Raw genomic sequence first — 22,843 nt, forward strand, 5'->3', positions numbered from 1 at the left:
TCCCGTGGTGTAGCGGTTAACATGCCTGCCTGTCACGCAGGAGATCGCCGGTTCGATCCCGGTCGGGACCGCCATTTTTGTTTTTATAAGAATCATTCTTATAAAGGCTTTTTTTTGCCGAAATTTAGCGTGTACCCCTGTTATGGTAGGTACACGCTTTTTTAAATTTCTAGAAAATCACTTACCTTCTATAGATATAAAAATTACATTAGTAAAAGTCATAAGAATGCTGCATTAAAAACCCTCTTTCATTTTAAAAAAATCTGTCATATTATAATCTACTTTTTCCTCTTAAAATGCTTGTAATACTAAAGCTTGAACTAGTATTGTTTCCCTTCATCAATAAATGGTATTTCATAAAAATAGATTTATTTTGAATCCTGTTAAAAATTTGAAACGTTTTTGCCTAACAGACCATCTAACCTATAGAACGAGAGAAGGCGGTGAAATCCTTGCTTCTATTTTCATTATTAGTGAAAGCAAAAAAGGGGAACAATGAGGCATTTATAAAGTTATTAGAGAAAGAAAAGATCAAGCTTTATAAAATGGCCTACATTTATATGAAAAATGAAAGTGATGCACTAGATGTCGTACAAGAAACTGTGACCAAGGCTTATGCGAGTATTCAATCGGTTAAGGAAGAGCAGTATTTTTCCACTTGGCTAATGAAGATTTTGATTAATACAGCGCTGGAGCAGCTAAGAAAGAATGGAAAAGTGATTATACTAGGGGAAGAGCAAACGGAACAGGGAATGACAGCAAGCTATGAAGAAAAGCTTGATTTATTGCAAGCTATTACAAATCTTGAGGAAAAATATAAGTCGGTTATTCTGTTGAAATATTATCGTGACTTAACGGTGAAAGAGATTGCACAAGTCCTTAACTGTCCTGAGGGAACGGTGAAAACGAATTTACATCGAGGTTTGCAGAAACTACAAAAATATTTTAGCAAAGGGGGCGAAATGTATGGAGAACAATATTAAGAAAGCTATTGAAGCTATTGAAGTCCCATTAAAGAAATTAGATGAAGCAATCCAAAATGGGATGCAAGCCCCTAAAAAGCGAAGAAATCCTCTAATGTTAACAGCTCTGTTTGCTACGGCAACGGTAGGAATGATTTTAGGGAGTGGTTTTGTATCTTCCAAGGTAGCAAATGTATTAGCTGATGTTCCACTCATAGGTTTTATGTACGAGATTGAAAAGCATGATGAGGGGTTATCGATTGCATTGTCAGATGACAATAAAGTGATACTAAATGAAACGGTCACAAGTAATGGTGTATCGATTACGATTGAAGAAATTGTGTATGACGGACATCGGTTAAATGTCATTTTTTCTATGCCAACGTATGAGGAAGTTTATCCATTAACGGTGTTAGTGGATGGTGAAATGATTAATACAGGCGAAGGGCTCAGAACATTGGCTGAAGGGGAGGTTTATCGAGGATTATGGGATATCCATTTTGAAGAGGAACTGCCCGATGCATTTGAGTTAACAATCAAAATGCATCAAATTGGGGATACGAAGGGTGAATGGGTTTTTACAGCACCAGTTAAAAAAGTAGAAAATGATAGTGTCGCGTTACAGGCTGGACAAACAGGTGTAATCGATGGCATTCCTTATACTGTAGAGAACGTTGTTGTTTCTACAACAAGTACTAAAATTGATGTCATGTTTGAGAAATGGCTGGATGAGTTAGCTTCGAGAGACGGGGCATTAGCTGTGACGATTACGGACCAAACAGGTACCCCGCTACAAAAATTAGATCAACGTGGGTCTGGTACAGATGACGGCATGGTGTATACGTATTTAGTAGAGCCATTAGAAAAGGACGTAACCGAAATTCAACTGAGGCATTATTTTATTCCTTTTACGTTGAGAGAAGGAGAGGAAATTATGGAGGAGTTAGCAGATACATTTCCTCAAATCATTCCACAAGGGGAAATGGGTGATATTGTCATAACGAACGTAGAACAGCGAGAGAAAGAAGCCATTTTGACATTCCATTCAACAAGTAATTTTTCATTTGATGATTCCTTTATCCCGAATAGGTTAGACATTGTCAATGAAGCCCATGAATCTATAATTACAGAGTACCCAAAGGCGATTGGACCGAATGAGTACGAAATGACCTTTCAGCTAGTACCGGGGAAAATATTCGTCCAGGCAATGCCAATTCCAAAAATAGAAATAGAACCATCCGCCATTGTCACAATTCCGGTAAAGTAATCATGCTAAATTAGTACTCGCAACAGAAAAAATACATATCTTGAAAGTACATGTATTTTGGAGGTGCGGGTGATCTTATATAAGCCATTCATACGAATCGTGTTATGGCCTATCATTATGATGAGCTTTGTTTCGTGTTCTTCCATTAAAATAAGTAGTGTGGAAGATTCAAATGCATTTGTTTGGCAAAAATATATGAATGAAGACGAGTATAGGCAACTAGAGCCAGGTATGTCTTATATGGAAGCTGTAGAAATTGCACGTGGACGTGGGAAGCAACTAGATGACAATACGTACGTGTGGCCAGATGAACTGTTAATGACCCAAGCGTATGAAGTTTATTTTGAGGAAGATCAGTTAGTGTCTAAACGCATTGTTGAAAAAAGAGGGCATTCAACGAGATAAGAACTAGAGAAAAGACGTCTCGTTAAGGGATGTCTTTTCATTTTCAGTTATCCTTTTAGGTACAACCCTTTGAACATTTATCTGCCTTACAGTAAACTAGAAGTAATGGATTTTGGAGGAGAACGGCATGGAATTTGAAAAGCATATATATACAATGGAAGAGACGCAAGCGTTGGCATATCGTCTAGCAGAGTTACTGGAAGTACAATATACCATTACCCTTGAAGGGGACTTAGGGGCAGGTAAAACAACATTTACACAGGCATTAGCTAAAGGGCTAGGCATTACACGTACAGTGAATAGTCCCACGTTCACGATTATGAAGCAGTATAATGGGCGTTTACCACTCAATCATTTAGACGTGTATCGTTTGGCAGATAGTGATGAGGATTTAGGATGGGATGAAATTTTTTATGGTGATGCCGTAACGGTGGTTGAGTGGGCACACTTAATAGCAAGTGAGCTACCAGAAGAACGGTTAGCCATTACGATTACACGTATCAATGATACAGAACGTCTATTTACATTTAAACCGATGGGCGAAAAGTACGTCCAGCTTTGTGAGGAGTTATTCAAATGATTTGGTTAGGAATTGATACTGCAAATGCACCGCTTTCTGTCGCCATCGTGGAGGATGGAAAAGTAGTAGCAGAAGTTGTCCAAAATATAAAAAGAACGCATTCTGTCGGGGCCATGCCGGCTGTTGAAGAATTATTTGCGAAGGCAAATATAAAGCCAGCACAAATTGATGCCATTGCTGTGTCAGAGGGTCCTGGTTCGTATACAGGTGTCCGCATTGGTGTCACGATTGCGAAAACACTTGCATGGACGTTAAAGAAGCCACTTGTGGGTGTATCCAGTCTACAGGCACTCGCAGCGAATGCCAAGCTATTTAATGGTGTGATTTGTCCATTATTTGATGCACGTCGTCAAAATGTTTATGCGGCTGCTTATCGTGGGGGTACACTTGAAGCGGTGATTTCAGATTATCACGATCATATTGATGGTTTAATCGAAAAGCTACAAGCATTACAGGAGCCGGTCTTATTTATCGGTACGGACGTAGCTGTATTTTGGGATCAATTAAAAGAAGCGCTTGGAGATGCAGCAATTCGTGCATCTTATACGCTAGACTTACCACGTGCAGCGGAGCTTATTGCACTTGCGCAAACAAAGGAATTACCTGCCGTTGAAGCAGTTCACCATTTTGTACCAGAGTATCGTCGGATTGCCGAAGCGGAGGCAAACTGGATAGCGGAACAAAAGAAGGTGGAACGATGATTACGTATCGTCAAATGACACCGGCAGATGTTGAAGCGGTATACGCGATTGAACTCGCAACCTTTCCAGCCCCATGGACGCTTGATTCATTTCATTATGAAATGCGTGAAAATCAGTTCGCCCATTATCTTGTTGCAGAAGATGCAGCTGGTATTATCGGCTTTTGTGGCATGTGGTTAGTGATTGATGCGGCACAAATTACAAATGTTGCTGTTGTGGAGCGGATGCGTGGTCAAAAAATTGGGGAAGCCCTCATGCGCGAGGCCATACGTGTAGCACGGGAGGCCGATATGGATACGATGAGTTTAGAAGTACGCGTCACAAATGAAGTCGCACAAAACCTTTACCGAAAGCTTGGGTTTCAAGATGGAGGCATTCGGAAAGGCTATTATACAGATAACGGGGAAGATGCCCTAGTAATGTGGGTGAATTTAAATGAGTAAATATATATTAGCAATTGAGACAAGCTGTGATGAAACGGCTGCAAGCATTATTAAAGACGGAACAGAAATTGTGTCAAATGTGGTTTCATCACAAATTGACAGTCATAAACGTTTTGGTGGAGTTGTACCTGAAATTGCATCGCGTCATCATGTGGAACAAATGACGATTGTCATCGAGGAATGTTTGGCACAGGCAGGGATGGAACCAGCTAATTTAACAGCGGTTGCTGTGACGGAGGGACCTGGCCTTGTGGGTGCGTTACTCATTGGCATTAATGCAGCCAAAGCATTTGCCTTTGCACATAGTTTGCCACTGATCCCAGTCCATCATATTGCAGGGCATATTTATGCGAATAATTTAGTGCAGCCGATGGAGTTTCCATTGCTAGCACTCGTCGTATCAGGTGGACATACAGAGCTTGTGTATATGAAAGAACATGGTAGCTTTGAGTTAATAGGTGAGACACGTGATGATGCAGCAGGGGAAGCGTATGATAAAGTTGCGCGTGTGTTAAATTTACCGTATCCGGGTGGTCCACATATTGACCGTTTGGCGCATGAAGCAGCGGAGGCAGTGCCATTTCCGCGTGTATGGCTAGAGGAAGGTTCGTATGATTTTAGTTTTAGCGGCTTAAAATCAGCGGTTATTAACTATAAGCATAATATGGATCAGCGCGGTGAAGAGATTATTCCTGCCCATGTCGCAAAAGGCTTCCAAGATAGCGTAGTCGAAGTATTAACGGCTAAAACGCTGCGTGCTGCACGTGAATATAATGTCAAGCAAGTGATCGCAGCAGGTGGTGTATCAGCGAATAAAGGATTACGTACTTCGCTAGAAGAGGCATTCGCGAAAGAAGGGCCTCCATTTTATGTGCCACCATTAAAGCTTTGTACGGACAATGCAGCGATGATTGGGGCAGCTGCGCATTATATGTATGAAGCAGGTGTACGTGGCGATATGAAAATGAATGGTAAGCCAGGTATGGAATTAGACAGCTGGATATAATGAGTACTAGATGTTACGCGTCTGTCGTAGCATCTTTTTATTTTTTTAAAACGTCTAAATCTGTTGTATTTTGCATAGATTAAACTTAGTTATACAACAATTTCTATAATGTTAAATTTTTCTGAAAATTATCCACAGGCTTAGTGGTATTTTGTGAAATGTCAACACGAACATTCGTACTTATGCACAAAATGTGGATAACTTGTGCATAACTTGTGATTTACTGTTGTATTTTGTTGATTTTTTATTTAAAATATGTGGAAAAACAAAATATGGATTGTGGATAATGTGGGTAACATTGTTGATATGTTGATATAAGTGCATTCTTATTGTGAATAAAATTGTGGAAATTTTTTTTGCAATGTGAATAAATGATGTCGATAATTGGAGAGGTATGTAGAGTATTTGATATATTGAAATAATAGTAGTAGAATCCCCCTGTCGTTTATGAAACGAAGGGGGATTTCATTTTATTATACAATTTCACATTGTGCATCACGATTGATGGAAAAGGCATCTACGCCTAGCCAGCACACTTACTTGGATCCTGCAATGGATGTTGGGAAGGAGCAGGCGCTTTTGCTCATATATTATCTAATTCTTCATTAAGCTCCAGCCATTCCATTTCAAGTGTTTCATGCGCTTCTTTTGCTGTATCTAGCTTCGTTTGAATATCGAGCGCTTTTTCATGGTTAGAGAAGATAGCGGGATCGCATAATGCTTCTTCCAAGCTGGTGATGTCACTATCGAGTGCACCCATCTTTGTTTCGATGTCTTCAATCGCGCGGCGAATTTGACGCTCGCGTTTTTTCGCCTCTTTGTCAATCGTAGAAGTCGATGTTTTCACAGGTGTCGCAACGACATTTGTTTTCGTCGCTTGTGCTGCGACTTTCATGGCAGCTAGCTCTTCTAATTCTTGCTTTTTCTCTACGTAATAATCATAGTCACCTAAATATTCAAATGCACCATCACCTGATAGTTCGACTACTTTCGTTGCGATGCGGTTAATAAAGTAACGGTCATGCGATACGAATAGTAACGTACCTGGATAATCGATGAGCGCGTTTTCCAATATTTCTTTGCTATCTAAGTCTAAATGGTTCGTCGGCTCATCTAGTACAAGGAAATTACATTTCTGCATCATGAGCTTCGCTAATGCAAGACGTGCCTTCTCCCCACCTGATAATGAATTGACAGGTTTCGCGACATCATCGCCGCTAAATAAGAAGTTGCCAAGCACCGTCCGAATATCTTTTTCATTCATCAGTGGCCATTCATCCCATAACTCAGCCAGTACAGTTTTCTTGCTATGTAGCTTTGCCTGTTCTTGATCGTAGTAGCCGATCTGGACATTTGTACCATAGCGAATATCGCCCGTAATCGTTTTTAAATCTTGGACAATCGTTTTGAGTAATGTTGATTTTCCGACACCATTTGGCCCAACGAGTGCGATGCGGTCTTCACGGAAAATACGCATAGTAATGCCAGACGACACAGGCTTTCCTGGATAGCCGACAGAGAGGTGATCGACAGATAGTACATCATTTCCGCTTTGGCGTTCAATGTCGAAGCCGAAGCTTGCGCTTTTTTCATCGCTATCTGGAGAGTCCATCCATTCTGTTCGCTCTAACATTTTCCGACGTGACTGTGCCATTTTGGTTGTCGAAGCGCGGGCAATATTTTTTTGGATAAATGCCTCTAGCTTTGCTTTTTCATCTTGTTGGCGCTCATACATTTTCATATCGCGTTCGTAATTTTTGGCTTTGTCCTCTAAGTAAGCACTATAGTTACCGACATATTTTGTGACGCGTGTGCGTGATACTTCATATACAATCGATACGACTTGATCTAAAAAGTAACGGTCATGAGAAACAATTAAAATCGCCCCGTCATAGCCTTTTAAGTAATTTTCAAGCCATGATAATGTTTCGATATCTAAATGGTTTGTCGGCTCATCGAGAATAAGTAAAGTTGGTTTCGATAATAAGAGCTTCGCGAGTGCAAGGCGTGTACGCTGCCCACCAGATAATGAGCGAATGGGTTTCTCGTAGTCCTCTGGGAAAAACTGCATACCGTGTAGGACTGCACGTGTATCGGCCTCATATTGATAACCACCTGCCTCTTTAAAATCATGCTGCAACTGGTCATATTCTGCCATCACACGCGCATACATTTCGCTATCTTCATACACAGTAGGGTCTGCCATTTTTTGCTCTAAACCGCGTAGCGTGCTCTCCATTTTGCGTAGTTCCCCAAAGATTGTCATCATTTCGTCCCAAATAGAAAGGTCCGAATCAATCCCTGCATGTTGCTCTAAATACCCTACCTTCACATCTTTTGGAACAATAATTTCGCCGCTGTCATACGACATTTGGCCAGCAATTATTTTCAAGAGCGTTGATTTGCCGGCACCATTTCGACCGACGAGTGCGACACGGTCACGGTGCTGTACTTCAAGCTTTACCCCGCTTAGCACCTCATCTGTTGCAAATGATTTATATAATTGATTTACTTGTAACACAATCATTTTTTACACCTCAGTTCATGCTTTAAGTTTAAATGATGGGGTAGTTGCATGCAATGATAGGTGCTTTACTAATAGGTAGTTGTTTAGTAAGATTATAACGATTTCCATTTGATTGTAGGAGGAACATGTGTGAACAAAGAGAATAAAATTCCACAGGCAACTACGAAAAGACTTCCTCTTTATTATCGTTTTATTCAAAACTTTGCGCAGGAAGGGAAGAAGCGTATTTCATCTCGAGAGCTGAGTGATGCAATGAAAATTGATTCAGCAACCATTCGCCGAGATTTTTCATATTTCGGTGCACTTGGGAAGAAGGGGTACGGTTATGATGTACAGCATTTATTGTCATTTTTCCGAGAAACATTGGATCAAGACGAGGCAACAAATGTAGCATTAATCGGAGTTGGTAATTTAGGCAATGCATTTTTAAAATATAATTTCCAAAAAAATCATAATACGAGAATTGTTGTAGCATTCGATTCGAAAGCACCATATGAGGGGACGGAAATTAGTGACATCCCAGTTTTTCACCCAGATCGACTAGAAGAAATGTACGAAGAATATGCGGCGGAGTTAGCGATACTCACTGTATCATCACGCTCTGCACAAACGATGGCAGATCGGTTAGCGAAAATGAATGCAAAAGGCATTTTAAATTTTACACCGGTTAGACTAACGGTACCAGAATCGATGAAACTAATGAATATCGATTTATCAGTAGAGTTGCAAGCGCTTATTTATTTAATTCGTAATAGTGACAATTGACGTAAATTTTTCACATTTAATCTATTAGCAAAAAGCGACTTATTACGGTAAAATGGTACATATACTAGAGGAGGTGGCTGTAGTGGTTGTACATTTAAGTGCGATTACACCTGTAAGCCTAATTATCATCGGTGTTGTAGCTTTACTAATCTTTGGACCAAAAAAACTACCAGAGTTAGGACGAGCGATGGGTTCGACATTACGCGAATTCCGTCATGCAACAAAGGGGTTAACTGAAGACGATGATGATGTAAAAAAGACGGTTATTGAGCATAAAGATAACGATAAAGATAACGTAACTAAGTAATTTAAGGATGTCTGTTATATGAATCCGAAAGAACTCACTGTCGTAGAACATATGGAAGAACTGAGAAGTCGCCTCTTTGTTATAGCGATTTTCTTCGTACTTGCTTTATTTATTGGCTTTTTTACAGCTGAACCAATTATTAAATTTATTCAGTACAGTGAAGAAGCAGAAAATTTAACACTGAATGCTTTTAACGTAACCGATCCGTTAACGGTGTATTTACAAGTAACTGTTGCGGTGGCGGCTGTATTAACGTCGCCTATTTTGCTCTATCAACTATGGTCGTTTATTACACCTGGTCTACATGAAACAGAGCGTAAAGCAACGTTAAAATATATTCCGTATTCGTTTTTCCTATTTATCGGTGGTATTGCATTCTCCTATTTTGTGTTATTACCGTACATCATTAAATTTATGAATGGGTTATCACACGATTTGGAGATTCAACAAACAATCGGTATTAACGCATACTTCTCGTTTTTATTTAAGCTACTCATTCCATTTGGCTTGTTGTTTCAATTGCCTGTTATCACAATGTTTTTATCGCGTATTGGTCTTGTAAGTCCGATGTTAATGGTGAAATTCCGCAAGTATTCGTATTTCGTATTAATCGTGATTTCGGTTCTGTTAGCACCACCGGACTTTGTGTCCAACGTGATTATTGCGATTCCATTATTTGTGTTGTATGAAATTAGTATTTTGATTTCGCGTATTGGGTATAGAAAATACGAAATAGCGGAAGCAAAACGAATAAAAGAGCAAGAAGAACGCGAACGCGAGTTAAAAGTAGACGAGCTTTTAGCCGAGCAACGAAGACAAATTGAAGAGATGCAAAAGCAATAAGGATACCTATTCATTAGGTATTCCTTATTTTTTTTAAAGTATAAATTGTAAGAAAATTGAAATTTTAGTAGGTGTGAGAGATGATAGATATTCAAGTGATTGCCAACAGGCTGCTAAAGGAGTTAAGTCCACTCATTGAAGCGCCCCTTATCATTAGTGACCATAAGGGATGTATTGTGGCAGCCACAGATACCAATAGAATAAATCAGTTTCATGAAGGGGTGCTAAAAGTTATTCGTGACCGTACGACACTGTATATTTCCAATACAGAGGCCAATTATTTCCAAGGAGCACGAGGAGAAGTGCTAATGCCTTTATCTTTAGATGAAATCCCACTTGGCGTACTAGGAATAGAAGGACCACTCGCACAAGTAGAACCTTATATTAAGATTTCAACGAAAGTGGCAGAAATGTTAATTGAACAGGCTTTAATGAGTGAAGAGTATGAACCAGAGGCACAGCTATTAGAGCTGTTTCTAACAGAATTGCTTCATGAACGATTGACGAAGGAAGTTATGCAGCAACAGCTGGAAAAATTAAATGTAGAAGATATTTATGAGCGAGTCGCCCTCATTGCATTAGACGGAAAGACGGAAGCGGTAATCATACGCCATTTAGTCCATATTCAGATGATTCACCCTAAAGTGCTCATTGCACGGTGGAATGTAAATCAAATTGTATTGTTGATTCCGAAAGTCACGCGCGGACAACTGCAAGATGCATTGCAATTAATTCGCCAAAAGCTGGCGAAGTTAACGCAATCTCATGTGAAAATTGGCGTTGGGAATAGGCATCCATTCGATTTACTATCGCTTTCCTATAAAGAAGCAAATAGCGCATTAACGATTTGTACGAAAGAAAGAGCCATTTTATTTGAAGAAGATTTAAAGCTGGAGTTATTGTTGGTCGAAAGTACAAAAAAACATCGAGAAGAATATATAGCGCGTGTGCTAGGTCCCATCATGCATGAGCCGGAGCTGATGATGAATTTAGACATATGGATGAGTAATGATCAATCATTAAAAGAAGTGGCAGAACAACTACATATTCATAAAAACACATTAAAGTATCGAATTAAGAAAATTGAACAATTACTTAACGTGAATTTGCATAATACAGCAGATCAAGCTGTTCTATATATCGCGCTTTTACTTTATAAGCATCAATACATAACAAAATAAATGGTTTGTCTAAAAGGACAAATAATTACGTATCTCCCCTAAAAAGTATGTTCTTTAAAACATATAATTTAATTTTTCTGAATAATAAAATAATCTTTGTTTGAAAGTCCAGTGTTCTGGTACATATGGAATTATATGACTTTCAACTTCAGAATTTAAAAAATTGTTTTATAACAGAAATGGGCTTAGGGGGATATAAATGATGAAACTTAAAAAGAGAAAATGGGCTTTAATTCCGACGTTAGCATTATCCGTATTACTAGCAGCTTGTGGAGGCGACGAAAAGGAAAAGAGCGCAACAGACACTGGTGAAGAAGAATATAACTTGAAAATGTCCGTAACGGTAGCCGACACAACAGCTTGGTTTGCTGGGGCACAAAAATTAGCAGATGATATCGAAGCGGAGACAGACGGCCGTATTACAATCGATGTTTTTGCCAATGAACAATTATCAGGTGGGGATTCGGCAAAAGCAGTGGAAGGCTTAGCAAAAGGCTCGATTGACTTAACGTTTAATTCAACAATTATTTACTCTATTTTAGATGAGCGCTTTGGTGTAGTGAGTGCACCATTCTTATTTGATTCATTAGACGATGTCGATGCGGCATTCGCTGGAGACGGTGGAGAGTTACTATCCGATATTTTATTAGAGAAAAATGTTGTCGCTTTAGGATTTGGCGAGAATGGGTTCCGTCAAGTCACGAATAATAAAGGCCCAATTGCATCACCAGCAGATTTCAAAGGCATGAAAATGCGTATTCCTGGTATTACGATGTATACAGATTTATTCCGTGGATATGGTGCGGATCCAGCCACAATGACTTGGTCTGAAGTATTTACAGCATTACAACAAGGAACAATTGATGGACAAGAAAACCCAATCGATGTCATCTACTCATCAAAAATTGATGAAGTACAAGATTATTTAACATTATGGAACTATTCTTATGATCCACTTGTATTAGGGATTAACAAAGATTTATATGAGTCTATGAGTAAAGAAGACCAAGAATTATTTGATCGTTTAGGGAAAGAAGCAGCGGCTTATCAAGTACAGCTTAACCGTGAGCGTGCAGCAGAGCAACTGGAAGAGTTAAAAGAAAAAGGTATGCAAGTGAATGAATTAACAGACGAGCAATTACAGGCATTTAAGGATGCTTCGCAAGCAGTTTATGATAAATATACAGCTATTTGGGGTGAAGACTTACTTAAAGCGTTTCAAGCTGAGTAAGGAGTTACAAATATGAAAGTGCTAGATTATTTTGAGGAAATCATTTTGTTTATTGCCTTTGCAGCGATGACAGTCATTACGTTCTTAAACGTAGTATCGAGAAATTTGGCAGGTATTTCTATTTCCTTTACGGAGGAAATTACGATTAACTTGCTAGTATTAATTACATTCCTTGGAGCAGCCGTTGGGGTGCGCAAATATGCGCACCTCGGCTTTACACTTTTGTTTGATAAAGGGAACAAAGTCATTCGTTTATTCATCGTTTTCTTTACAGGTATGATGGGCTTTATCTTATTTGGTATTCTTTTCTGGTACGGAGTGGAAATGGTTCAATTCCAAATCAAGATGAATCAAAAAACACCAGCACTTGGCATGCCACAATGGATTTTATCATTAGCGCTACCGTTTGGGGCATTTATGTGTGTCGTGCGCACTGTACAAGTCGTAATTGAGGAAGCTAAAAACGTATCTCGTGGTGAAAAAACGGTAGAAGGAGATGACCAAACAGTATGACAGCTTTAATTTTGTTTGGAGTATTTATTCTCCTTGTGATGTTGCGTACACCAATCGCGATTGCGCTTGGTATCTCTTCAATGGTCATTCTCTTTATGAATAATGGCATGAGTAGCTTTGAGGTATTAACCGATTTAATGTATACGAGTGTGGCCAAATTCACGTTACTTGCGATTCCATTCTTCATTTTAGCTGGGGTGATTATGGAGCATATCGGGATTTCGAAACGTCTCATCGACTTTGCTCAAGCTTTAGTCGGTCATCGTAAAAGTGGAATTGCTTTAGTGACAGTCATCGTGGCTGTTTTCTTTGCTGCAATTTCGGGTTCAGGTCCTGCTACAGTTGCTGCAATTGGCGGTATTTTAATTCCGGCGATGGTGAAAAACGGTTACCGCAAAGAAACAGCAGGTGGTTTAGTCGCTTCTGCTGGTGCCATTGGAATTGTCATTCCGCCGTCGATTGCCTTTATTATTTTTGCATTAGTAGCCGGGAGTCAAATGCCCATTACGATTAACCGTCTGTTTATGGCAGGGATTATCCCAGGTATTTTAATAGGGGTTGCGCTGTATATCGCCGCTGTCTATGTACGTGCTCGTGATATAAAAAAGGGTTTATTTGTGCCTAGCGAAACAGAAGTTGTACATAAGCCTACAGGTAAAGAGCGTTGGCAGGCATTTGTAAAAGCATTACCGGGTTTAATGATTCCGATCATAATTTTAGGTGGAATTTACGGTGGTATTTTTACACCAACAGAATCAGCTGTAGTTGCCGTTGTGTATAGTTTAGTCGTTGGTTTGTTTATTTCACCAAAGGGTTATGGCAAGCAACTATTTGTCATCTTTAAAGAAGCATCGATTCAAACAGCAGTAGTAATGTTAATCGTCAGTGCTGCGTCTGTTTTTGCTTATATTGTCACGACAGAGCAAATCGCCCAAACGTTATCAGATACATTACTAGGTTTTACAGATAATAAGATGATGATTTTACTATTAGTAAATGTTATCTTATTAATCGCGGGGGCATTTATTGATGCGATTTCCGCGTATTATATTTTCGTACCAATTTTATTGCCAATTATGACGATGCTCGAAGTAGATCCAACTGTATTTGGTGTGTTTATGACGATCAACTTAGCGATTGGTTTATTTACACCACCAGTAGGATTAAACTTATATGTCGCAGCGGGTTACTCTAAATCGAATATAATGGAGATTTCCAAAGGAGTTATCCCATTTATTGTTGCGGCTATTGTCGTCCTTTTATTAGTAACGTATGTTCCAGTGATTTCGACATTCTTGCCAGATTTACTCGGTGTGAAATAGTGTTATTGAATGAAAAAGTAGACAAGGTCTTTTAGGCTTTGTCTACTTTTTTACTAGGTGAGGAGAATGCTTGTGAGAAATATACAGGTGTATGCCATTTTATTATTCGTCATGATTTGGTGGGGATTAAATGTCACGATGTTAAAGGTGCTAACGACGCATTTGGATCCTTTAATTATGCAAAGTGTGCGTATTCTGCTAGCTGGCATGACGATCTTTGTGTTGTTACTTTTATTTCGACAGAAGCTTTATGAGTGGATGATGCCATGGAAATTTATTTTCATTGCGGCTTTTTTTGGTGTAGTATGTCACCATTCGCTTTTAGCAATCGGTGTTGCGCAAACGACGGCCACAAAGACGACGCTCATTTGCGGGTTAAGTCCGTTACTAACAGCATTGCTAGCTATTCTGTTCCGTGCCTCCACCTTTACAACATTGAAAACAGTCGGTTTTTTATTAGGTTTTACGGGAATCGGCATAGCGGTTGTAGAAGATCCGACTAATTTGACCTCGTTATCATGGGGAGACTTCTATGTATTCTTATCGATTTTTTTACAGGCGTTTAGCTTTTTTGCCATTCGGAAAGGCGCACAAAGCATTTCACCTATTTTAATGACAGCTTATATGTTAGTTATTGGTGGCTTGGCTCTGATTGGCATGGGTGTTGTGTACGATGCAGGGGCTTACCTAGCCTTTTTACAAATCGATGCAACCGTATGGGCAATTTTTATTGCTTCTGCGGTGCTAGCAACAGCAATCGGGCATAGCTTATATAATATGGCGATTAAGCATATTGGGGCAGCGGAAAGTGCGATCTTTACGAACTTTAATACGCTTTTTGCGCTAATTGGGGCTTATATTTTCTTAGGAGAGAAAATGCACCTACAACAGTATGTTGGTTGTGTATTTATTATTATGGCTGTGATTATTGGAACAGGCGGGTTAGATGCAAAATTAAAAGAGTGGATTAAACGGAGACGAGAGAAGGGGCAGTCTCAAGCATGTTGATATGACTGCCACAGGGGCAATACTTTTGAATGGATTATGATGAAAGAGGTGTACGAGATTTTTTCTCGTCCACCTTTTTCATTTTTATTTAAAAATTTGATCAAAATATGCAACCGTTTTTGGTTCTTCCCCAAGTGAACGGAGCTGCCATTCGGATTCTAAAAATATATCGGCCAGTAGCTCATCACTGCCTTGGTCCTTTTTCGCATACGCTACAACATTTACACTTTCATAAAGTGAAACAAGTTGTTTCATCATCGCTTTTGCTTCAAATGTTTGCATCATGTCGTCCAATTCCATGAATCGTTGCAACAACTGTTTTGTTTCCTCAATCTTTGTCTCAACAATTTTAGTCAAATGACAGGGTGTTAGTAAATGTAAACGTTGCTCCATCATATCGATCAATAACTCATGTGCATTCCATTTTCGGACAAGACGGATTAGCTCAAGTGCTAAAATATTTGCCGTTCCTTCCCATACCGTTAACACTTGTGCATCACGTAAAAGGCGTGGTGTCACGAAATCCTCAATATAGCCATTGCCACCGTGTAGCTCAATTGCTTCGTGAGAGAAGTGAATCGCTTGCTCTGCCGTTTCTTTTTTCACAAGGGCAATTAGTAGACGGACAATTACTTGCTCTTCTGGTGTGCCGTGTCCTGCTGTCACTTTGTCGTAAAGCTCAATTAAATCAAAGAGTGACAGGAGTTCTGCATGGTGCTTTGCCTTTAGTGTGGCAAGGGAATGTTGAATAGCCGGAAACTGGGTAAGCGGTTGTCCAAATGCTGCACGGGCAGAAGTATACGTATAAGCTTCCTGCAGGGCACGCTGCATAATGCCAACAGATGCAGTGGCATTACAAATGCGCGACAAATTCAGTGCTTCTAGCATGTAGTAAATGCCTTTTGAAGGATCTCCTACGACATAAGCTTTTGATCCCTCAAATACGACTTCACCAGATGGCACAGCGCGGACGCCTAATTTATCTTTTAAACGACGGATCGTAATGCCGTTTAATGAGCCGTCTTCTAAATGCCATGGGACGGCAAATAATGTTAATCCTTTGGAGCCTTGAGGAGCATCTATCATACGGGCCAGCACCATCGCTACTCCGCATTGCCCTGCATTGGAAGCAAAATACTTCTCACCATATAAATAATATTCGCCGTCTATAAGTCGGGCCTGTACGACATTCGCGCCGACATCTGAACCGCCTTGCCTTTCCGTCAGAAATGTGGCGCCTTCGTAAAGTGGTGCCTCACCAGTTGAACAAACATGCGGCATAAAGCGTTCTTTTACTGCCTCGTCTGCATAATGCTCTAATAAATAAGCGGTCGCCATCGTTAACGTAACGGGACAGTAAAAGCCAGGTTCACTTTGTGACAAGACATAGCCTTGTGCAAAACTATATACATAGTTTCCTTTCTGACCGAGCGCGGGGATTTCTTTATGCACATAGCCGACAATGCCCGTATTGTATGTTTCTTGCACGGTCTGTTTATAGCCTTCATTTACCCACACTACCGATGTTTCTTCCCCGAATTTGTTGTAACGAATAAGGCGTGGTTCGCCCTCACGATCTGTATGCTTTGCTCGTTCATCGATTGGCCCCGCACAACGCGCCCCGAATGCCGTTAATGCTTCATGTGCATAGTCGAAAAATGTATCGGGTAGTTTATCGCGTAATATGTTTTGTAGTGTTTCGTCTGCTGTATAAAAATTATTTACATATTGCGGCTTTTTTGTGAGTACGTTCATTGTGGAACACCTCCTTGCTCTTTTAATGCATGCTTTAAAATTTTTCCGGATGCATTGCGCGGTAATGCGTCCACTTGCTCGTAAAGTTTTGGGATTTTAAAGTTTGCTAGATGGGAGGCTAAAAAGGATTGTAATGCCTCAATATCAATTGTTTTAGAGCTAACGAAAACGGCTTTTACTGTTTCACCCCATTCAGCGTGTGGAACACCAATCACGGCTACTTCCGTCATACCACCAAATGCTAGAATTGCCTCCTCAATTTCTTTTGGATAAATATTGACGCCCCCAGAAATAATGATGTCCTTTTTCCGATCAATGACCCATATATAACCGTCCTCGTCTTGTCGTGCTAAATCGCCTGTACGGAGCCAGCCATTAATGCAGGCGGCTTTGGTTGCTTCTTCATTTTTATAATAGCCTTTCATATTGCCTTCACCGCGTAACACAATTTCGCCAATCTCACCTTGTGGTACATCTGCTCCTTCCTCGTTGACAATGCGTAGCTCTGTTCCTAACGGGGCACGTTTCCCGATACTCCCGGCCTTTTGTGGATGTTCTTTCGCATGTAAAATGGAACCACTTGGCCCTGCTTCTGTTAAGCCGTATACACAGACGAGGCGGTCTGTACGGAACTGATCGGCTAGATAGAGCACTTCTTGTTTAGATAACGGGGCACCCCCGTATACCCACCATTGCATTGAAGAAAGATCTGCCTGTGCAATGCGCGGGTTAGAAGCTGTTAATAAGTAGGCAACAGGTGCCCCGAAGAAATGCGTTGTTTTTTCATTCACTACCGTATCGATGAGTAAATCAGGTGTAAATGTCGGTGTTAACACACTTGTACTCCCGACAACAAATGCCGCCATTAAAAATAAGTGAAGCGGTGCAGAATGACTTAAGGGCATCATGAGCAATAGGCGGCTTTCTGGTTTGACTTCCATTTCTACTGCAATCATATGGGCAACGGTTAAAATATTGCGGTACGTAAACAGCACCCCTTTTGGGTTACCTGTTGTACCAGAAGTGTATAAAATCGTCGATAAATTGTCTTCGCTTAAAAAGCATTCTATATCAGTACTATCGCCACTATTTAGCAAGTCCTCGAAGCTATCCCAGTCATTTATTGATGCGCCTGTTTTAATTTTAATGTCACCAATTGTTAAATGCGCCACATGGGCATAGAGTAGCTCATGTGCGATAATGGCTTTTGCATCGGCATGATTCATGACAAATTCGACTTCGTTCAACGTGAACTTGGCATTAATCGGTACAACAATGGCACCAATACGTTGTATAGCAAAGTAACTAATGACAAACTCTAACACGTTGGGCATAAAGATGACCACTTTATCGTTTGGGAACACTCCTTTTTCTAGAAGGGCGTCCGCTAATTGATTCACAAGTTGGTTTAATTCGCTATAGGTCGTGCGTTTCCCCATACTGACAATCGCTTCAGCTTGTGGATATTTCCTTGCATTTCTCGCTAATAAATTGGAACTGTTCATCTTTCGTCCTCCTTCAATAGGTTTAACTTTTGTTGAAACTTTTTTTGAAGTGCTAAAATTTCCTCGCGTATTTCATGGAGTTCGGCGATACGCTCATTAATTTCCGTTACTTTTTGCTGTCCATACTCAATCGTTCGTTCTAATTGCTTTACACCCGTTCGATCCATATCAAATAGCAAAATCATTTCTTTAATCTCTTCTAATGTAAAGCCGTATTTTTTGCCGCGGAAAATAAGCTTTAACTTAGTCAGATCTTGTTTTGAATAAAGGCGACGTCCCGAAGCTGTCCGTTTTGGTGCAATCAGGCCGATCTCCTCGTAATAGCGTAATGTTCGAGAAGAAATGTGAAATCGTTTAGCTACATATTGAATCGTATGTTCCACACAAATGACCTCCCCCTTTTTTGCTTTGTAGTTTGAATTTTCTTACTATTATACCATTGACGTTAACGTAAACTTAAAGAGGAAAATTGAATAAAAGAGAAGAATATTAATATAAAGAGAAAAACACCTACTATATGAGCAGGTGTCTAAGGTTTTATTTTGGTACAGCATCATATAATTGCAGGATTTTTTCGCCATATAATTGGACTACACAAACGAAGCTGTTTAATAAAATGTGCGCCACAATGGATGTAAGCAAACGCTTTGTTTTGTAATAGAGGAAGGCAAAGATTAGACCGCAAATTGTATACAGAATAATGTGTGTAAAGTCAAAGTGAATTGCCGCAAATACAACCGCGCTAATGACAGCTGAAAATAAGAAATTTTGTACTTGGATTAACGAGCCAAATACAACGCGGCGGAAGACGAATTCTTCTAAGATAGGGCCGATTAGCGCAATAACAATAATCATGACGGGTGACAGTTTCGCAATTTCTACAAGCGTTGCCGTGTTTTCAGAGCCTGCTTCAATACCGAGTAACATTTCGATAGAGGCGCCGACGATTTGTCCGACAAACACCATGAAGAACCCGATAATGCCCCAGCCAATCGCTTGTGAGGTAGACGCTTTTTCTCCTTCGTATATGTTGAAAAAGCCTTTATCACGAAGGCCAAGCAACCAAATAATCACAAGGGAGATGATACCGAAAATAAAGGACCACCAAGCAGTAAGAATTACGCCCTTATCTTCTACCGGGGCATCAATTAAACCGAAGACAAAGTCGAGAGCTCCTGGTAAACGTAAAACCAATGCAGATAATTGAAAGACAAAAATATACGTTAACAAGATGAATAAAGCGGTTTTTAGAGACTTGCGTTTTTCTATAATTGTTGAATTCAAAACGAATAACTCCTTCTTTCTAAGACTATTATATATAAGTGTTAATTTCATTTTAGAGGATTATAGAAAGAAAACAAAATTTTTTAGTGTTCTGACTTGCAAAAAAAAATGGAATTTATTAATATAAGAATTGTGTTAGCACTCTAAGTTGATGAGTGCTAATAATGACACATAGACATTAATTTGTAGGAGGTTGTTTCACTTGTTAAGACCATTAGGTGATCGTATCATTATCGAACTAGTTGAGGTGGAAGAAAAAACAGCATTTGGTATCGTGCTTCCAGATTCAGCGAAAGAAAAACCACAAACAGGTAAAGTTGTGGCAGTAGGAACAGGTCGTGTTTTAGATAACGGCACTCGTGTCGAGCTTGACGTCAAAGAAGGCGATGAAATTATCTTCTCTAAATTCGCAGGCACAGAAGTGAAATACGACGGTCAAGAATACTTAATTTTACGCGAAAGCGACATCTTAGCAGTTATTGCTTAATTTCAAATTTAACTCGTAAATATCAAGCGCCCGTGACTTTCGCCGGCGCTTCGATGCTCAACAGATTCAGTATAAAAATAGTTTTATCATTTTAGGAGGGTATTTTCACATGGCAAAAGACATTAAGTTCTCAGAAGAAGCACGCTCATTAATGGCGGCTGGTGTTGATAAATTAGCGAATGCGGTAAAGGTAACACTTGGACCAAAAGGCCGCAACGTTGTATTAGAGAAAAAATTCGGTTCTCCATTAATCACAAATGACGGTGTATCGATTGCCAAAGAAATCGAGCTTGAAAACCCATACGAAAACATGGGCGCAAAATTAGTAGCAGAAGTTGCTTCTAAAACAAACGAAATCGCTGGTGACGGGACAACAACGGCAACAGTTCTTGCACAAGCTATGATTCGTGAAGGCCTTAAAAACGTAACAGCTGGTGCAAACCCAGTAGGTATCCGTAAAGGGATCGACAAAGCGGTAGCAGCTGCGTTAACAGAATTACAACACATTTCTCGTCCAGTCGAAAACAAAGAAGCGATCGCGCAAGTAGCAGCAATCTCTTCAGCGGACGAAGAAATCGGTCAATATATTGCGGATGCAATGGAAAAAGTAGGTAACGACGGGGTTATCACAATCGAAGAGTCAAAAGGCTTCACAACGGAGCTTGATGTTGTAGAAGGTATGCAGTTTGACCGCGGTTACTTATCTCACTATATGGTGACAGATACAGATAAAATGGAAGCTGTATTAGACAACCCATATATTTTAATTACGGATAAAAAGATTGCTAACATTCAAGAAGTGCTTCCAGTATTAGAGCAAGTGGTACAACAAGGTCGTCCACTACTTATGATTGCTGAAGATGTTGAGGGTGAAGCATTAGCAACATTAGTAGTCAACAAATTACGTGGTACATTCCATGCGGTAGCAGTGAAAGCACCTGGCTTCGGTGATCGCCGTAAAGCAATGCTTGAAGACATTGCGATTTTAACAGGTGGTCAAGTGATTACTCAAGACCTTGGCTTAGACTTAAAAACAGCGGATATTACGTCATTAGGTCGCGCTGCAAAAGTAGTCGTATCAAAAGACAACACAACAATCGTTGAAGGTGCTGGTAACGCAGCGGATATCGAATCACGCATTGGTCAAATCCGTACACAACTTGTGGAAACGACTTCAGAGTTCGATAAAGAAAAATTACAAGAGCGCTTAGCGAAATTAGCTGGCGGTGTAGCAGTTATTAAAGTAGGTGCTGCAACGGAAACGGAATTAAAAGAACGCAAACTTCGTATCGAGGATGCATTAAACTCTACACGTGCAGCAGTAGAAGAAGGGATCGTATCAGGTGGTGGTACGGCACTTCTAAACGTATATGGCGCAGTAGAAAAAGTGCTTGAAGGCGTAGAAGGCGACGTAGCAACAGGTGTACGCATTATCCTACGTGCTTTAGAAGAGCCAGTACGTCAAATTTCTGAAAACGCAGGTCTGGAAGGTTCAATCATCGTGGACCGCTTAAAACGCGAAGAAGTGGGCATCGGCTTCAACGCAGCAACAGGCGAATGGGTAAACATGATCGAAGCAGGTGTAGTAGACCCAGCAAAAGTAACGCGTTCAGCACTTCAAAACGCTGCATCTGTAGCTGCTCTATTCTTAACGACAGAAGCAGTTGTAGCAGACATCCCAGAACCAGCTGGCGCAGGTATGCCAGATATGAGCGGCATGGGCGGCATGCCAGGAATGATGTAGGCTTCCACATGGATGTGGTGACAAAGGCGTTGCGACAGGACGTCGCGATTTTAGCCTTTGCTCCTCGTTCACGATGCGGGTCAGTCAGGCGTTGTCGCAGGACGCGACGCCTTTAGCCTGACTTCATCTCGAAGCAAGGGTTTTTAACAAATAGTAGATGGAATTTTTAGCCATTAGGTTCGTTAAAGATTTGCTATTAACTATCACTTTTTCTGAAGTGGTGTAGTTCACAATTTAATCGTAAAGCAAATACCATTTCCCAAGATTAACGCTTGGGAGGTGGTTTTTTTATGCTCTTAAAATTTGCTTATGAGGATTTCATAGCAACACATTGGATAAAGGTTCTTTTGTACCCATGATTGCTAACTCCCTTCAAAATGGTTACACCGATATCGTATTGTGTTGTTTTGAAATGACAGGAGGACTAAAGTAGTGTTTTTTTGATTATTATTGAAATGGAAAATAATTCATGATAAGGTCTGTTTACCTTAAAAATAGAAGGAGTTTTCATGGAATGAATATAAAAAAAATAGCAACAGTATCTGCTCTAACAGGAGCATTATTAATAGGAAGTTTTGCAGTGGGATATGCAATGGGTGAAAATAGCAGTGATAAAGTGAGAGAAAAACAAGTTACAGAATTACAAATAGAAAAAGAGGATTTCATGATGGTTTTTAAAGACATGGACGAAAAATTACAAGCCATACAATCAGAATCAGTATCCGAAACGTACCAAATTACAGCCATTACTGACGAAGGTATTCATGGTGAAATTGCCAATGGATTCGGATACGAAAAAATTTATTACACACATGAGGAACTTGAGAAATTTGGAATCAACTTTAAACTCGGTGATTATGTAGTAATTACATGGCCTTTTGAATCGAGAGATAGTCGTAATGTGAATGAAATTGAGCATATGCACATGTTCGCTCCAATGCCTTTAATATCATCAAATTAAATCATGTGTTTATCGTGTTAACTAAATTTGAAAGGTAATAAGCAGT

Annotated in this window: 23 protein-coding genes; 18 read left to right on the forward strand and 5 right to left on the reverse strand. The window is 40.0% G+C overall.

Annotated features, from left to right (window positions below):
* Window positions 1-443 precede the first annotated feature (443 nt).
* The 7 genes from AC3II9_RS20155 to tsaD all read left to right on the forward strand — a co-directional run bounded on the left by AC3II9_RS20155 (window position 444) and on the right by tsaD (window position 5,364).
* Complete coding sequence (locus AC3II9_RS20155; RefSeq protein WP_489158351.1) at window positions 444-983, forward strand: sigma-70 family RNA polymerase sigma factor; 540 nt, start codon at window positions 444-446, stop codon at window positions 981-983.
* Window positions 967-2,229: a DUF4179 domain-containing protein gene (locus AC3II9_RS20160; RefSeq protein ID WP_489158353.1), complete on the forward strand. Its 1,263-nt coding sequence runs from the start codon at window positions 967-969 to the stop codon at window positions 2,227-2,229. Before AC3II9_RS20155 ends, AC3II9_RS20160 begins: the two co-directional genes overlap by 17 nt.
* A 69-nt stretch (window positions 2,230-2,298) precedes the next feature.
* Window positions 2,299-2,634 (forward strand): hypothetical protein, encoded by a 336-nt coding sequence (locus tag AC3II9_RS20165; protein ID WP_489158355.1) that lies wholly within the window; start codon window positions 2,299-2,301, stop codon window positions 2,632-2,634.
* A gap of 127 nt (window positions 2,635-2,761) precedes the next feature.
* Complete coding sequence (tsaE, locus tag AC3II9_RS20170; protein WP_489158357.1) at window positions 2,762-3,214, forward strand: tRNA (adenosine(37)-N6)-threonylcarbamoyltransferase complex ATPase subunit type 1 TsaE; 453 nt, start codon at window positions 2,762-2,764, stop codon at window positions 3,212-3,214.
* Window positions 3,211-3,915 (forward strand): tRNA (adenosine(37)-N6)-threonylcarbamoyltransferase complex dimerization subunit type 1 TsaB, encoded by a 705-nt coding sequence (gene tsaB / locus AC3II9_RS20175; protein WP_489158358.1) that lies wholly within the window; start codon window positions 3,211-3,213, stop codon window positions 3,913-3,915. The genes tsaE and tsaB overlap by 4 nt, the downstream gene beginning before the upstream one ends.
* A complete protein-coding gene (rimI, locus tag AC3II9_RS20180) occupies window positions 3,912-4,358 on the forward strand; it encodes a ribosomal protein S18-alanine N-acetyltransferase (RefSeq protein ID WP_489158360.1) in 447 nt (148 codons plus the stop codon). The genes tsaB and rimI overlap by 4 nt, the downstream gene beginning before the upstream one ends.
* Complete coding sequence (gene tsaD / locus AC3II9_RS20185; protein WP_489158362.1) at window positions 4,351-5,364, forward strand: tRNA (adenosine(37)-N6)-threonylcarbamoyltransferase complex transferase subunit TsaD; 1,014 nt, start codon at window positions 4,351-4,353, stop codon at window positions 5,362-5,364. The genes rimI and tsaD overlap by 8 nt, the downstream gene beginning before the upstream one ends.
* 583 nt (window positions 5,365-5,947) lie before the next feature.
* On the opposite strand, the gene AC3II9_RS20190 is transcribed toward tsaD, so the two are convergent.
* On the reverse strand, window positions 5,948-7,891 hold the full coding sequence (locus tag AC3II9_RS20190) for an ABC-F family ATP-binding cassette domain-containing protein (protein WP_489158364.1): 1,944 nt from the start codon (window positions 7,889-7,891) through the stop codon (window positions 5,948-5,950).
* 129 nt (window positions 7,892-8,020) lie between these two features.
* Between AC3II9_RS20190 and AC3II9_RS20195 the strand changes: the two genes are divergently transcribed.
* From AC3II9_RS20195 to AC3II9_RS20230, 8 genes are all read left to right on the forward strand, one after another.
* Complete coding sequence (locus AC3II9_RS20195; protein WP_489158366.1) at window positions 8,021-8,656, forward strand: redox-sensing transcriptional repressor Rex; 636 nt, start codon at window positions 8,021-8,023, stop codon at window positions 8,654-8,656.
* 82 nt (window positions 8,657-8,738) lie between these two features.
* Complete coding sequence (locus tag AC3II9_RS20200; protein ID WP_391375096.1) at window positions 8,739-8,963, forward strand: twin-arginine translocase TatA/TatE family subunit; 225 nt, start codon at window positions 8,739-8,741, stop codon at window positions 8,961-8,963.
* Window positions 8,964-8,981: 18 nt separating this feature from the next.
* Window positions 8,982-9,806 carry a twin-arginine translocase subunit TatC gene (gene tatC / locus AC3II9_RS20205; protein ID WP_489158368.1) on the forward strand — a complete coding sequence of 275 codons (825 nt, stop codon included), beginning with the start codon at window positions 8,982-8,984 and terminating at the stop codon, window positions 9,804-9,806.
* An 80-nt stretch (window positions 9,807-9,886) separates the two neighbouring features.
* Window positions 9,887-10,987, forward strand: coding sequence for a sugar diacid recognition domain-containing protein (locus AC3II9_RS20210; RefSeq protein ID WP_489158370.1), 1,101 nt, complete (start codon window positions 9,887-9,889; stop codon window positions 10,985-10,987).
* A 199-nt stretch (window positions 10,988-11,186) separates the two neighbouring features.
* The gene (locus tag AC3II9_RS20215; protein WP_489158372.1) at window positions 11,187-12,218 is read left to right on the forward strand and encodes a DctP family TRAP transporter solute-binding subunit; all 1,032 of its coding nucleotides are present in this window, start codon (window positions 11,187-11,189) and stop codon (window positions 12,216-12,218) included.
* 12 nt (window positions 12,219-12,230) lie between these two features.
* A complete protein-coding gene (locus AC3II9_RS20220; protein WP_489158374.1) occupies window positions 12,231-12,731 on the forward strand; it encodes a TRAP transporter small permease in 501 nt (166 codons plus the stop codon).
* Window positions 12,728-14,053, forward strand: a complete 1,326-nt coding sequence (locus tag AC3II9_RS20225; RefSeq protein WP_489158376.1) for a TRAP transporter large permease — start codon at window positions 12,728-12,730, stop codon at window positions 14,051-14,053. Before AC3II9_RS20220 ends, AC3II9_RS20225 begins: the two co-directional genes overlap by 4 nt.
* Before the next feature lie 72 nt (window positions 14,054-14,125).
* On the forward strand, window positions 14,126-15,061 hold the full coding sequence (locus AC3II9_RS20230; RefSeq protein ID WP_489158377.1) for a DMT family transporter: 936 nt from the start codon (window positions 14,126-14,128) through the stop codon (window positions 15,059-15,061).
* Between the two features lie 84 nt (window positions 15,062-15,145).
* Here AC3II9_RS20230 and AC3II9_RS20235 read toward each other — a convergent pair whose 3' ends face one another.
* The 4 genes from AC3II9_RS20235 to AC3II9_RS20250 form a co-directional block, all read right to left on the reverse strand.
* The gene (locus AC3II9_RS20235) at window positions 15,146-16,816 is read right to left on the reverse strand and encodes an acyl-CoA dehydrogenase family protein (protein WP_489158379.1); all 1,671 of its coding nucleotides are present in this window, start codon (window positions 16,814-16,816) and stop codon (window positions 15,146-15,148) included.
* A complete protein-coding gene (locus AC3II9_RS20240) occupies window positions 16,813-18,321 on the reverse strand; it encodes a class I adenylate-forming enzyme family protein (RefSeq protein WP_489158380.1) in 1,509 nt (502 codons plus the stop codon). The genes AC3II9_RS20235 and AC3II9_RS20240 overlap by 4 nt, the downstream gene beginning before the upstream one ends.
* Window positions 18,318-18,704, reverse strand: coding sequence for a MerR family transcriptional regulator (locus AC3II9_RS20245; RefSeq protein ID WP_489158382.1), 387 nt, complete (start codon window positions 18,702-18,704; stop codon window positions 18,318-18,320). The genes AC3II9_RS20240 and AC3II9_RS20245 overlap by 4 nt, the downstream gene beginning before the upstream one ends.
* A 154-nt stretch (window positions 18,705-18,858) precedes the next feature.
* A complete protein-coding gene (locus tag AC3II9_RS20250) occupies window positions 18,859-19,605 on the reverse strand; it encodes a CPBP family intramembrane glutamic endopeptidase (RefSeq protein ID WP_489158383.1) in 747 nt (248 codons plus the stop codon).
* A gap of 202 nt (window positions 19,606-19,807) precedes the next feature.
* On the opposite strand from AC3II9_RS20250, the gene groES reads away from it, so the two are divergent.
* The 3 genes from groES to AC3II9_RS20265 all read left to right on the forward strand — a co-directional run bounded on the left by groES (window position 19,808) and on the right by AC3II9_RS20265 (window position 22,797).
* A complete protein-coding gene (groES, locus tag AC3II9_RS20255) occupies window positions 19,808-20,092 on the forward strand; it encodes a co-chaperone GroES (protein WP_391375120.1) in 285 nt (94 codons plus the stop codon).
* 109 nt (window positions 20,093-20,201) lie between these two features.
* Window positions 20,202-21,836, forward strand: a complete 1,635-nt coding sequence (gene groL, locus AC3II9_RS20260; RefSeq protein ID WP_489158385.1) for a chaperonin GroEL — start codon at window positions 20,202-20,204, stop codon at window positions 21,834-21,836.
* 514 nt (window positions 21,837-22,350) lie between these two features.
* On the forward strand, window positions 22,351-22,797 hold the full coding sequence (locus AC3II9_RS20265) for a hypothetical protein (RefSeq protein WP_489158387.1): 447 nt from the start codon (window positions 22,351-22,353) through the stop codon (window positions 22,795-22,797).
* The last annotated feature ends 46 nt before the right edge of the window (window positions 22,798-22,843 follow it).

Source organism: Lysinibacillus sp. RU7 (assembly GCF_057837305.1).

Excerpts from the sequence above, each read along its gene's own strand:
- AC3II9_RS20160 (WP_489158353.1), top strand. The coding sequence starts at position 967 with ATGGAGAACAATATTAAGAAAGCTATTGAAGCTATTGAAGTCCCATTA.
- tsaE (WP_489158357.1), top strand. The coding sequence starts at position 2,762 with ATGGAATTTGAAAAGCATATATATACAATGGAAGAGACGCAAGCGTTG.
- tsaB (WP_489158358.1), top strand. The coding sequence starts at position 3,211 with ATGATTTGGTTAGGAATTGATACTGCAAATGCACCGCTTTCTGTCGCC.
- rimI (WP_489158360.1), top strand. The coding sequence starts at position 3,912 with ATGATTACGTATCGTCAAATGACACCGGCAGATGTTGAAGCGGTATAC.
- tsaD (WP_489158362.1), top strand. The coding sequence starts at position 4,351 with ATGAGTAAATATATATTAGCAATTGAGACAAGCTGTGATGAAACGGCT.
- AC3II9_RS20190 (WP_489158364.1), bottom strand. The coding sequence starts at position 7,891 with ATGATTGTGTTACAAGTAAATCAATTATATAAATCATTTGCAACAGAT.
- tatC (WP_489158368.1), top strand. The coding sequence starts at position 8,982 with ATGAATCCGAAAGAACTCACTGTCGTAGAACATATGGAAGAACTGAGA.
- AC3II9_RS20210 (WP_489158370.1), top strand. The coding sequence starts at position 9,887 with ATGATAGATATTCAAGTGATTGCCAACAGGCTGCTAAAGGAGTTAAGT.
- AC3II9_RS20215 (WP_489158372.1), top strand. The coding sequence starts at position 11,187 with ATGATGAAACTTAAAAAGAGAAAATGGGCTTTAATTCCGACGTTAGCA.
- AC3II9_RS20220 (WP_489158374.1), top strand. The coding sequence starts at position 12,231 with ATGAAAGTGCTAGATTATTTTGAGGAAATCATTTTGTTTATTGCCTTT.
- AC3II9_RS20225 (WP_489158376.1), top strand. The coding sequence starts at position 12,728 with ATGACAGCTTTAATTTTGTTTGGAGTATTTATTCTCCTTGTGATGTTG.
- AC3II9_RS20235 (WP_489158379.1), bottom strand. The coding sequence starts at position 16,816 with ATGAACGTACTCACAAAAAAGCCGCAATATGTAAATAATTTTTATACA.
- AC3II9_RS20240 (WP_489158380.1), bottom strand. The coding sequence starts at position 18,321 with ATGAACAGTTCCAATTTATTAGCGAGAAATGCAAGGAAATATCCACAA.
- groL (WP_489158385.1), top strand. The coding sequence starts at position 20,202 with ATGGCAAAAGACATTAAGTTCTCAGAAGAAGCACGCTCATTAATGGCG.
- AC3II9_RS20265 (WP_489158387.1), top strand. The coding sequence starts at position 22,351 with ATGAATATAAAAAAAATAGCAACAGTATCTGCTCTAACAGGAGCATTA.